Genomic DNA, 10,913 nt, shown 5'->3' on the forward strand with positions numbered 1-10,913 from the left:
AGCAGCTCGAGCCGTACCAGGGCACGAGCGACTAGCTCGAGGACTGGCAGCTCGGCGGGGCGGAGTCGACGACGGCTGCGCACAGTCGTGCGGCCGAGGCCGAGGCGATCGATCGCATGCCGGCGTCCGTCGTGAAGGACGCACTGCAGGCGGTTCCCGAGGACTTCCGGTTGGCGGTGTACCTCGCTGATGTCGAGGGATTCGCCTACCAGGAGATCGCGGACATCATGAAGACACCCATCGGCACCGTGATGAGCCGTCTGCATCGAGGCAGACGGATGCTGCGCGAGCTGCTGGCTGACTACGCCGCGGAGCGGGGAATCTCCGCGGCCGACCCGAGGAGCACGAAATGACCGACTGCGGCTGCGACAAAGCCCGCAAGGATCTCGAGGAGTACCTCCGCAACGAGGTGTGCAACACCGAGCACACCGAGATCCGCGAGCATCTCGAGAACTGCCCGTCCTGCCGGGACGAGGCGCTCGTGGCGACGACGCTCACAGAGGTCGTGGCGCGCGCGTGCAAGGAGACGGCTCCGGAGGAGCTGCGCGATCAGGTCTTCGCGCGACTGCGCGAGGTGCAGGCCTCGCAGCACTGACGCAGGCGCAGCCGGTCGAGCCTCCCCGTAGGGTGGAGGGATGACCGACGCGCGAAACGTCCCCGTTGATCCCGTNNCCTCCGGGCTGAGGCCCGGGGATTCCTGGATGCTGATCCCACGCCCGAGCAGATCGTCGCCGACCGCGCGACGCTCGTGACCCGTCGCAACGTCGGCGTCTTCGAGCAGGAAGCCCCGGAAGGAACCCTGCCCGTCGCCACGGTCAACTCCTGGGTCACACCTCTGACGATTCCGGGCGGTGAGGTCGACATGTGGGCCATCAGCGCGGTCACCGTGTCGGGCACCCATCGCCGACGCGGGATCGCGCGCAACCTGCTCGAGGGGGAGCTGCGCGCTGCCGCCGATGCGGGCATCCCACTGGCCGGTCTCACGGTCTCGGAGGCGACCATCTACGAGCGCTACGGGTTCGCCTCGGCGATTCCCGCCGCCAAGGTCTCGATCGACGCGCCGCGTGCGGGATGGAACGGTCCCGCGACCGACGGCCGGATCGAGTACATCGAGCGCGAGTCGCTGCAGTCCGATCTGTCGGCACTGCACGAGGAGGCGCGGACGCAGCGAGCCGGCCAGATCGCCGGCTGGGATGCACGCTGGGAGCGGATCGCCGGGCTCTCGGTCGGTCACACCGCGCCGCGCGCAGTCCGAGGCGTGCGCTACGTCGACGCCGACGGAGCGGTGCGCGGAGCGATGGCCTACTCGCTCAAGGAGGTCTCCGGAAGCTTCCGGGCCGACATGGAGATCCACCATCTGGCCTCGACGACCACGGACGCTCTGGCGGCACTCTGGCGTTTCGCTCTGCAGCACGACCTGGTGTCGAAGGTGGTCGTGGACCTGCGTCCCGTCGACGATCCGATCACCTGGCTCGTCACCGATCAGCGCGGGGTGGAGCTCACCCCTCACGACCACGGTTGGCTGCGGATCCTCGACGTGCCTGCGGTACTCACGGCGCGTTCGTACCGGGCACCTCTCGACCTCGTGCTGAGAGTCGACGATGCTCTCGGCTTCGCGGAAGGGCTCTGGCGACTGACGACGGACGCTGACGGTGCCGCCGCCGTCGTGAGGCTGGATGGCGACGTCGAGGCCGACGTCGAGCTCGCGGTGGGTGCCCTCTCAGCGATTTACGCGGGCGGCGTGAGTGCGGTGCGCCTACGCGCCGCCGGTCGCCTGCGGGCGTCCGCCGAGACCGCTGCGGCGCTGGACGATGCGTTCCGCACGTCGGACGCCCCGCTTCTGGGTATCTGGTACTGAGAGGCGACCACCCGCACTCGCATCACACGAGAGAGGGGCCCACGCGATCGCGTGGGCCCCTCTCGTGTGTCTGAGCTGGTCAGATGATCAGTCGAGCGTCAGAGCGTCACGCAGCAGCTTCGCCTGCTCGGCGGCGTGCACCTTCGACGATCCCGTCGCGGGCGATGCGGATGCCGGACGCGACACAGGCCGGAAGGACCGGTCGCCGGGGACATCTGCGAAGGCGAGCGCGAGGAACGGCCAGGCGCCCTGGTTCTCCGGCTCCTCCTGCACCCACACCAGCTCGGCGTTCGGGTACGAGTCGGTGATGGCTTTCAGGCCGTCGATCGGGGTCGGGTAGAGCTGTTCGAGCCGCACCAGGGCGACCGCCGGGTTGGGGTTCTTCTCGAGCTCGGCCTTGAGGTCCCAGTGCACCTTGCCCGAGTGCACGAGCACGCGTCGGACGGCATTGCGGTCGAGGCCGCGGTTGTCGTCGATCACGGGCTCGAAACGACCCTGGGTGAAGTCCTCGACCGGGCTCGTCGCGCCGCGCAGACGCAGCATGGCCTTCGGGGTGAAGACGATCAGAGGCTTGCGCGGACGCGCGTAGGCCTGGCGGCGCAGCAGGTGGAAGTACGAGGCCGGCGTCGAGGGACGCGCGACGATCATGTTCTCCTGTGCGCACATCTGCAGGAAGCGCTCGATGCGCGAGGACGAGTGGTCAGGGCCCTGACCTTCGTATCCGTGCGGCAGCAGCAGCGTCACACTGGACTGCTGACCCCACTTCTGCTCGGCAGCGGAGATGTACTCGTCGATGACGGACTGCGCGCCGTTGACGAAGTCACCGAACTGCGCCTCCCACAGCACGAGCGCCTCGGGCGCCTCGACCGAGTAGCCGTACTCGAAGCCGAGCGCGGCGTACTCGCTGAGCAGCGAGTCGTACACGAAGAACCGGCCCTGCGAGTCGGAGAGATTCGAGAGGGGCAGCCATTCCTGGCCGTTCGCACGGTCGTGCAGCGTCGCGTGCCTCTGCACGAAGGTGCCTCGGCGGGAGTCCTGGCCGGCGAGACGGACGGTCGTCCCCTCGACGAGGAGCGAGCCGAAGGCGAGAAGCTCGCCGAAGCCCCAGTCGATGTTGCCGTTGCGGCTCATGTCGTGACGCTTCTCGAGCTGCTGCTGCAGCTTCGGGTGCACGGTGAAGCCCTCGGGCTTGTTCACGAACGCGTCGCCGATGAGCTGGATCACCTCGTTCGGCACTCCGGTGATCTCGGGCGCGCCGACCTGCTCCTCGGCCGGGAGCTCCTGCACGACCTGGTTGGCGCCGGTCTCGGCGGCGTGCGTCTCGGCGAACGCGATCTCCAGACGGTTCTGGAAGTCGGCCTTCGCCTCGTCGTACTCCTCTTCGGTGATGTCGCCGCGACCGACGAGCGACTCGGTGTAGAGCTTTCGCACCGACCGCTTCGCCTGGATGAGATCGGTCATCAGCGGCTGCGTCATCGAGGGGTCGTCGCCCTCGTTGTGGCCGCGTCGGCGGTAGCACACGAGGTCGATGACCACGTCTCGGTGGAACCGCTCGCGGTATTCGAAAGCGAGCTGCGCCACGTGGATGACGGCCTCGGGGTCGTCGCCGTTCACGTGGAACACCGGAGCCTGGATGGTCTTCGCGACATCGGTCGAGTACACAGACGAGCGCGAGTCGTTCGGCAGAGTCGTGAATCCGACCTGGTTGTTGACGACGATGTGGATCGTGCCACCCGTGCGGTAGCCGCGCAGCTGCGACATCTGCAGCGTCTCGACCACGACGCCCTGGCCTGCGAAGGCGGCGTCGCCGTGCACCAGGATGGGCAGCCAGGTGAAGGTGCCGATCGGCTTGCGGTCCTGCTTGGCGCGGACGATCCCCTCGAGCACGCCGTCGACGGTCTCGAGGTGCGACGGGTTGGCGGCGAGGTAGACGGGCAGCTCCGACGCGTCGTCGGCGATGAAGGTGCCCTCGGTGCCGAGGTGGTACTTCACGTCGCCCGAGCCGCGCTGGTTTCCGGGGGTCTGGGTTCCCTCGAACTCCTGGAAGACGTGGCCGTAGGTCTTGCCCGCGATGTTGGTGAGGACGTTCAGTCGCCCGCGGTGCGCCATGCCGATGGCCGCGCCCTCGAGTCCGGCGGTCGCGGCACCCTGGAGGATCTCGTCGAGCAGGGGGACGAGGGACTCGCCGCCCTCGAGGGAGAACCGCTTCTGGCCGACGAACTTGGTCTGCAGGAAGGTCTCGAACGCCTCGGCCTCGTTGAGCTTGCGCAGGACGCGCAACTGCTCGTCGTGGCCGGGCTTCTGGTACTTGATCTCGACCTTCTCCTGGAACCAGCGGCGCTGCTCGGGGTCTTGGATGTGCATGTACTCGATGCCGAGAGTGCGGCAGTACGAGTCACGCAGGACGCCGAGGATGTCGCGCAGCTTCGCGACCCGTCGCCCTCCGAAGCCTCCGGTGACGAACTCGCGGTCGAGATCCCAGAACGTGAGCCCGTGGCTCTCGATCTCGAGGTCGGGGTGGGACCGCTGCACGTACTCCAGCGGGTCGATGTCGGCCATCAGGTGCCCGCGGACGCGGAACGAGTTGATGAGCTCCTGCACGCGGGACTGCTTGTCGACGCGCTCGGCGAGGTCGACCGCGATGTCGGGGTTCCATCGGATCGGCGAGTACGGGATGCGGAGGGCGGCGAAGATGTCGTCGTAGAAGCCGCGTTGGCCGATGAGGAGCTCGTGCACCTTCTTCAGGAACTCGCCGGAGCCTGCGCCCTGGATGACGCGGTGGTCGTAGGTGCTGGTCAGCGTGATCGTCTTGCCGATGGCCAGCTCGTTCAGCGTCTTCTCGCTCGCGCCCTGGAACTCGGCCGGGTACTCGAGCGCCCCTGCGCCGATGATGCAGCCCTGCCCCTTCATCAGACGAGGGACCGAGTGCACCGTACCGATGCCGCCGGGGTTCGTCAGCGAGACCGTGGTGCCCTGGAAGTCGGCAGCCGTCAGCTTGTTGTTGCGGGCGCGCGTGACGAGGTCTTCATACGCCACCAGGTACTCGCTGAACGACAGCGTGTCGGCACGCTTGATGCTCGGCACCATGAGTGCGCGGGTGCCATCGGGCTTCGGGAGGTCGATCGCGATGCCCAGGTTCACGTGGGCCGGCGCGACGACCGACGGCTTGCCGTCGATCTCGGCGTAGAACACGTTCTGGCTGCGGAACTCGTCGAGCGTGCGGATGAGCGCCCAGCCGATGAGGTGGGTGAAGCTGATCTTCCCGCCGCGGGTGCGCGCCATGTGGTTGTTGATGACGATGCGGTTGTCGATCATCAGCTTGGCGGGGACGGTGCGGACGCTGGTCGCGGTCGGCACGGTCAGGGACTCGTCCATGTTCGCCGCGAGGGTCTTGGGGAGACCGCGCAGCGGGGTGATCTTGTCTTCCTCGGTCGGCTTCTCGGCCTCGGCGGACTCGGGCTTGGGCGCCGGCTTCGGCGCCTGCGCGGGGATCGGAGCCGCAGCCGCAGGCTTGGTCGTCGTGCGGGCGACGGGCTGCGTGCCGATGACGGGGATCGGCGCGGTCACGGGGTGAGCCGGCTGTTCGGCTGCAGGCGTCGGAGTCGCAGTACCGGTCGCGGCATCGGACTGGTACTTCTCGAGGATCGGCCACCACTCCTTGTCGACGGAGTCGCGGTTCACCTTGAACTGCTCGTAGAGCTCTTCCACGAGCCAGGAATTGGCTCCGAACCCCCCGTCGCCCCCGACGCCGGTCACCTGGTTCGACACGCTCGATCGCCCTCTTTCATCACTGAAGTCCACGTATGCACAGCAGGACGCGTGATGCGTCCGGGCCCGCACACTCTCGAGAACCAAGCCTAACGTGTTTCGGTGTGCGAATCGTCGAACTGTGCGCCCTGATCGCGCGATCTGAGTACCGTGGGGGTATGGAGTTCTCCGGTGAGTCGCCCACAGTCGATCTGACGTATTCCGATGTGTTCCTGGTGCCGCGCCGATCGGCGGTGACCAGTCGGCTGCAGGTCGATCTGGCGCCGCAGGACGGCACTCCGGCGACACTGCCGCTCGTCGCCTCCAACATGAACTCCGTGACGGGGCCGCGACTGGCCGCGGTGCTCGCGCGTCGAGGCGGCCTCGGAGTGCTGCCGCAGGACATGCCGCTGCAGGATCTCGACGGAGCGATCCGCGACGTCAAGGCCCAGCCCGTGCTGTGGGACACCCCGATCGTGCTCCCGCCCGAGGCGTCGGTGGCGGACGCCCTCCGCCTGATGCCCCCGACGGCGGGCCACGGCATCGTGGTGGCGCGAGGCGCCGCACCCCACGACGTCGAGCAGATCCTCGGCGTGCTTCCCGCCACGCGTCTGGCCACGGCTCTGCCGGACGCGCAGCTGGGCGACCTGGTGCACTCCGGAACCCCGTCTCTCGACGCCGACGACATCGGCTCGGAGCGCCACGCGTTCGATGTGATCACCGACGCGGGCGCAGAGATGGTGACGATCGTGCACCATGGTCACCTCGTGGGCACGCTCAGCGCCCGCAGCGCCCTGCGCTCGACGCTCTATCGCCCCGCGCTCGATCGCGACGGACGTCTCGCTGTCGCCGCGGCGGTCGGCATCAACGGCGACGTCGCCGCCAAGGCGAAGGCGCTGGCGTCGGCCGGTGTCGACGTGCTCGTCGTCGACACGGCCCACGGGCATCAGGAGGGGATGCTGCGCGCGCTGAGCGCGGTCGCAGCCCTGAACCTCGGCATCCCGATCGTCGCAGGCAACATCGTCACCGCAGACGGCGTGAACGACCTCGTCGACGCGGGCGCGTCCATCCTCAAAGTGGGCGTCGGCCCGGGGGCGATGTGCACGACGCGCATGATGACCGCCGTGGGCCGCCCCCAGTTCTCCGCCGTCCTCGAGACGGCCCAGGCCGCGCGCGAGCTCGGTGCGCACGTATGGGCAGACGGGGGAGTGCGCTATCCGCGCGACGTCGCGCTCGCCCTGGCGGCAGGTGCGGCGTCGGTCATGGTCGGCTCCTGGTTCGCGGGGACGATCGAGGCGCCCGGCGAGCTGCAGAGCGACGCCGACGGGCGCGTCTTCAAGGAATCGTGGGGCATGGCGTCCACCAAGGCCGTGCAGGCGAGGTTCGGGCGCCTCGATGCGTACGAGCGCGCCCGCAAAGAGCTGTTCGCCGAGGGTATCTCCTCGTCGAAGATCTACCTCGACCCGTTGCGCCCGGGGCTCGAGGACCTGCTCGACATGATCACATCGGGGGTGCGGTCGTCGTTCACGTATGCGGGCGCGTCGTCGGTGCCCGAGTTCCACGAGCGCGCCCTCGTCGGTCTGCAGTCCGCGGCGGGCTACGAAGAGGGGAAGGCTCTTCCCGTCAGCTGGTGAGCATGCCTCGCCGCACCCTGATCCCGTAGAATCGTGGGCACCATGGACGACCCTCCCAGTTGCAGTACATCGCCCCACTGCCCACCCCTCCGTAGCGAGGGGGATCTCTGATGGATTACATCCTGCTGGGCGTGGGGCTCCTGCTCACCGTCGGCACCGGACTGTTCGTCGCGAGCGAGTTCGCGCTGGTCAATCTCGACCGCGCCGACCTCGAAGCTCGCCAGGCCCGCGGTGAATCGCGTCTCGCACTGACGATCAGCGCACTCAAGCACACCTCGACCCACCTCTCCTCGGCACAGCTCGGCATCACCCTGACGACGCTCCTGACCGGGTACACGATGGAGCCGGCGCTGTCGAACCTGCTCGGCCCCACTCTCGTGGCCTGGAACATCCCCGAGGCGGCCGTGGGCCCGCTCGCGACGATCGTCGCGATGCTCGTCGCCACGGTGCTGTCGATGATCCTCGGCGAGCTCGTGCCGAAGAACTTCGCCCTGGCGCTGCCGCTTGCGACGGCGAAGCTCGTCATCCCGTTCCAGATCGCGTTCACGACGGTCTTCAAGCCGGCCGTCGTGGTGCTCAACGGCAGCGCGAACGGTGTGCTGCGCAGCATCGGGATCGAGCCCAAGGAGGAGCTCTCCGGCGCGCGCAGTGCTGAGGAGCTGTCGTCCCTGGTGCGTCGCTCGGCCAGCGCGGGGCTTCTCGAAGCCGACACCGCGAGCCTGCTCGACCGAACGCTGACCTTCTCCCGGCTGACCGCCGCCGATGTGATGACCGCGCGACCGAGCATGCACGCGCTCGCCGTCGGCGACTCCGCAGACGACGTCATCCAGCTCGCACGTCGCACGGGGCACAGCCGCTTCCCCGTCTACGACGACGACCTCGACGACATCACAGGTGTCGTGCACCTGAAGGCCGCCATCTCGGTGCCGCGCGAGCGACGGGGCGAGGTGCCCGTGGGCGCGATCTCGACCGATCCGCTGCGGGTCCCCGAGACCGTGCATGTCGACGCTCTCATCTCCGAGCTCCGGGCCCGCGGATATCAGCTGGCAGTTGTCGTCGACGAGTACGGCGGAACGGCCGGACTCGTGACACTGGAAGACCTCGTCGAGGAGCTCGTGGGCGAGGTGTCCGACGAGCACGACCGCACCCGTGCGGGCGTCGTCCGCGGACGAGACGGCATCATGTTCCCCGGCGAGCTGCGTCCGGACGAGCTGCGACGCCGCGCGGGAGTCGAGGTTCCCGAGGGGGATGTGTACGACACCGTCGGCGGGTTCATCATGAGCGTCCTCGAGCGCGTTCCGTCGATCGGTGACGAGGTCGAGCTCGACACGGGCAAACTCCAGGTGGTCCGGATGGACGGTCGCCGTGTCGACCGCATCCGCTACGTCCCGAATCCGGACATGCCGGGAGAGGTGGTCGGACGATGAACGACTGGGGAGGACTGGCCTGGCTGGTCGTGCTGCTCGTGGCGAACGCGTTCTTCGTGGGCGCCGAGTTCGCCGTGATCTCGGCTCGTCGGTCGCAGATCGAGCCGAAGGCGGACCGCGGATCGCGCGCTGCCAAGACCGCGCTCTACGCGATGGAGCACGCGACTCTGATGCTGGCGACATCGCAACTGGGCATCACGATCTGCTCGCTGCTGATCCTGAACGTCTCCGAGCCCGCCATCCACCATCTGCTCGCCGTGCCGCTGCACGCGATCGGCTGGTCGGACGGCGTGGTCGACGCGGTGTCGTTCACGATCGCTCTGCTGATCGTGTCGTTCCTGCACGTCGTCTTCGGCGAGATGGTGCCCAAGAACCTCGCGTTCTCGGTGCCCGATCGCGCGGTGCTGATCCTCGCCCCGCCGCTCGTGCTGGTGTCGAAGATCTTCATGCCTGTGATCTGGGTGCTGAATGCGGCCGCCAACGGCGTGCTGCGGCTGTTCCGGGTCGAGCCGAAGAACGAGGCGGCATCGACGTTCACCCTCGACGAGGTCGCGACGATCGTGGATCAGTCGCGCCGGGAGGGGGTGCTCACCGATACGGCCGGCACGGTCGCGGCCGCGGTGGAGTTCACCGACAAGAAGGCTCGCGACGTGGCCGTGCCGCTGAGCGATCTCGTGACGCTGCCGCAGTCGACGACTCCGGACGACATCGAGAAGGCCGTCGCGCGCTACGGATTCTCGCGATACGTGATCGTCGACGACGAAGGGGTGCCGGTCGGATACGTGCACCTCAAGGACATCCTGCGGGCGTCGCACGGACCGGACGCCGCCGCGAAGCTCATCGAGCCCATACCGGCGAAGCGCATCAACCACATGGTGCCCGTGCAGGAGGACACCGACCTCGAGGACGCGCTGTCGGTCATGAGGCGTGCAGGGCGTCACCTCGCGAAGGTGCGCGACTCGCAGGGGCGCACGACCGCTGTGCTGTTCCTCGAGGACATCCTCGAAGAGCTGGTCGGCGAGGTGCAGGACGCGACGCGTCGCATCCGCGGTCACTGAGCGAGCGAACGGCAGAAGCCCCCGGTCCCTGTGGGCCGGGGGCTTCTGCGCGCGTGGAGCGGGGCGGCGGGTCAGCGCCAGTGGGCGCGGTCGTACTGCGGCGGCCAGACGATGTCCGCGCCGAGTTCGTGGGCCGCGCGCAGGGCGAAGTGCGGGTCGCGCAGCCACTCACGACCGGCGAAGATCGCATCCGCCGCACCCTCGACGAGCACCTGCTCGGCCTGCTCGGCGGCCGTGATGAGCCCGACCGCGGTCACGGGGATCCGTCCGCCCTGGCGGACCGTCTCGGCCAGCGGCACCTGATACCCGGGGAAGACGCTGATCTGCTGGTGGGCCACGAGTCCGCCGCTGGAGACGTCGATGAGGTCGGCGCCGTGCTCGGTCGCCCAGGCGGCGACGAGCGACGCCTCATCCGGGGTGAAGCCGCCGTCGGCGTGATCCGTCGCCGATATGCGCACGAACAGCGGCACCCCGTCGCCCGCTGTCTCGCGGATGGCGTCGACCACTCGGAGGAGCAGCCGAGCGCGGTTCTCGAGGGATCCTCCGTATTCGTCGTCGCGCAGGTTCGAGAGCGGTGAGAGGAACTGGTGCAGCAGGTATCCGTGCGCGCCGTGGATCTCGAGCACGTCGAAACCGGCGTCGAGCGCACGCCGCGTCGCCGTGGCGAACCCCTCGACGACCGCGTCGATGCCGTCGGCGTCCAGTGCCACGGGCTCGGCGAAGCCGTCGAAGGCGATCGCCGACGGCGCGGTGGTCGTCCAGCCGCCCTCGCTCTCGGGCACCGATCCGCGCTCGTCCGCCCACGGCCACCAGGTCGACGCCTTGCGCCCTGCGTGCGCGAGCTGGATGCCGGCTGCGGCGCCACGCGCATGGATGGCCTCGACGATCGGCACCCAGGCGTCGCGCTGCTCATCGTTCCACAGCCCGACATCGCGGGGTGAGATACGGCCCTCCGGCACCACGGCGGTCGCCTCGGCCACGATCAGGCCCGCACCGCCGGAGGCGAACTGCGTGAGGTGGGTGTGGTGCCATTCCTGCACGACGCCGTCGACCGCGCTGTACATGCACATGGGGGAGACCCAGAGTCGGTTGCGGAAGGTGACGGAACGGATGCTGACGGGAGAGAAGAGAATGCTCACCCTTCGACGCTAGTGCGCGGGTGGGGTGGCGAGGGCCACCGCACTAACGT

7 protein-coding genes and 1 pseudogene are annotated in these 10,913 nt (G+C 68.6%); 6 read left to right on the top strand and 2 right to left on the bottom strand.

Translation table 11 applies throughout. From position 1 onward, the window contains the following. The 3 genes and pseudogenes from J7E68_RS03215 to J7E68_RS03225 all read left to right on the top strand — a co-directional run. Window positions 1-353, top strand: a pseudogene (locus tag J7E68_RS03215) (sigma factor-like helix-turn-helix DNA-binding protein); the annotation flags it as partial. Beyond that, window positions 350-595 (top strand): zf-HC2 domain-containing protein, encoded by a 246-nt coding sequence (locus J7E68_RS03220; RefSeq protein WP_056376255.1) that lies wholly within the window; start codon window positions 350-352, stop codon window positions 593-595. The pseudogene J7E68_RS03215 and the gene J7E68_RS03220, both read left to right, overlap by 4 nt. 102 nt (window positions 596-697) lie before the next feature. Beyond that, a complete protein-coding gene (locus J7E68_RS03225) occupies window positions 698-1,858 on the top strand; it encodes a GNAT family N-acetyltransferase (RefSeq protein ID WP_251048586.1) in 1,161 nt (386 codons plus the stop codon). Between the two features lie 87 nt (window positions 1,859-1,945). Here J7E68_RS03225 and J7E68_RS03230 read toward each other — a convergent pair whose 3' ends face one another. Then, a complete protein-coding gene (locus J7E68_RS03230; RefSeq protein ID WP_215169796.1) occupies window positions 1,946-5,626 on the bottom strand; it encodes a multifunctional oxoglutarate decarboxylase/oxoglutarate dehydrogenase thiamine pyrophosphate-binding subunit/dihydrolipoyllysine-residue succinyltransferase subunit in 3,681 nt (1,226 codons plus the stop codon). 158 nt (window positions 5,627-5,784) lie between these two features. On the opposite strand from J7E68_RS03230, the gene J7E68_RS03235 reads away from it, so the two are divergent. The 3 genes from J7E68_RS03235 to J7E68_RS03245 all read left to right on the top strand — a co-directional run bounded on the left by J7E68_RS03235 (window position 5,785) and on the right by J7E68_RS03245 (window position 9,724). Beyond that, window positions 5,785-7,239 carry a GuaB1 family IMP dehydrogenase-related protein gene (locus J7E68_RS03235; RefSeq protein ID WP_215169798.1) on the top strand — a complete coding sequence of 485 codons (1,455 nt, stop codon included), beginning with the start codon at window positions 5,785-5,787 and terminating at the stop codon, window positions 7,237-7,239. A gap of 110 nt (window positions 7,240-7,349) precedes the next feature. Continuing rightward, window positions 7,350-8,666, top strand: a complete 1,317-nt coding sequence (locus tag J7E68_RS03240) for a hemolysin family protein (protein ID WP_215169800.1) — start codon at window positions 7,350-7,352, stop codon at window positions 8,664-8,666. Continuing rightward, complete coding sequence (locus J7E68_RS03245) at window positions 8,663-9,724, top strand: hemolysin family protein (protein ID WP_215169802.1); 1,062 nt, start codon at window positions 8,663-8,665, stop codon at window positions 9,722-9,724. Before J7E68_RS03240 ends, J7E68_RS03245 begins: the two co-directional genes overlap by 4 nt. A 71-nt stretch (window positions 9,725-9,795) precedes the next feature. On the opposite strand, the gene J7E68_RS03250 is transcribed toward J7E68_RS03245, so the two are convergent. After that, entirely contained in the window at window positions 9,796-10,863 is a 1,068-nt protein-coding gene (locus J7E68_RS03250) for an NADH:flavin oxidoreductase/NADH oxidase (RefSeq protein WP_215169804.1), read from the bottom strand. Window positions 10,864-10,913: the final 50 nt, after the last annotated feature.

Origin of the sequence: Microbacterium sp. ISL-103, from assembly GCF_018613995.1 — a bacterium.
Taxonomy (GTDB): Bacteria; Actinomycetota; Actinomycetes; order Actinomycetales; family Microbacteriaceae; genus Microbacterium.

Excerpts from the sequence above, each read along its gene's own strand:
- J7E68_RS03240 (WP_215169800.1), top strand. The coding sequence starts at position 7,350 with ATGGATTACATCCTGCTGGGCGTGGGGCTCCTGCTCACCGTCGGCACC.
- J7E68_RS03245 (WP_215169802.1), top strand. The coding sequence starts at position 8,663 with ATGAACGACTGGGGAGGACTGGCCTGGCTGGTCGTGCTGCTCGTGGCG.
- J7E68_RS03220 (WP_056376255.1), top strand. The coding sequence starts at position 350 with ATGACCGACTGCGGCTGCGACAAAGCCCGCAAGGATCTCGAGGAGTAC.
- J7E68_RS03235 (WP_215169798.1), top strand. The coding sequence starts at position 5,785 with ATGGAGTTCTCCGGTGAGTCGCCCACAGTCGATCTGACGTATTCCGAT.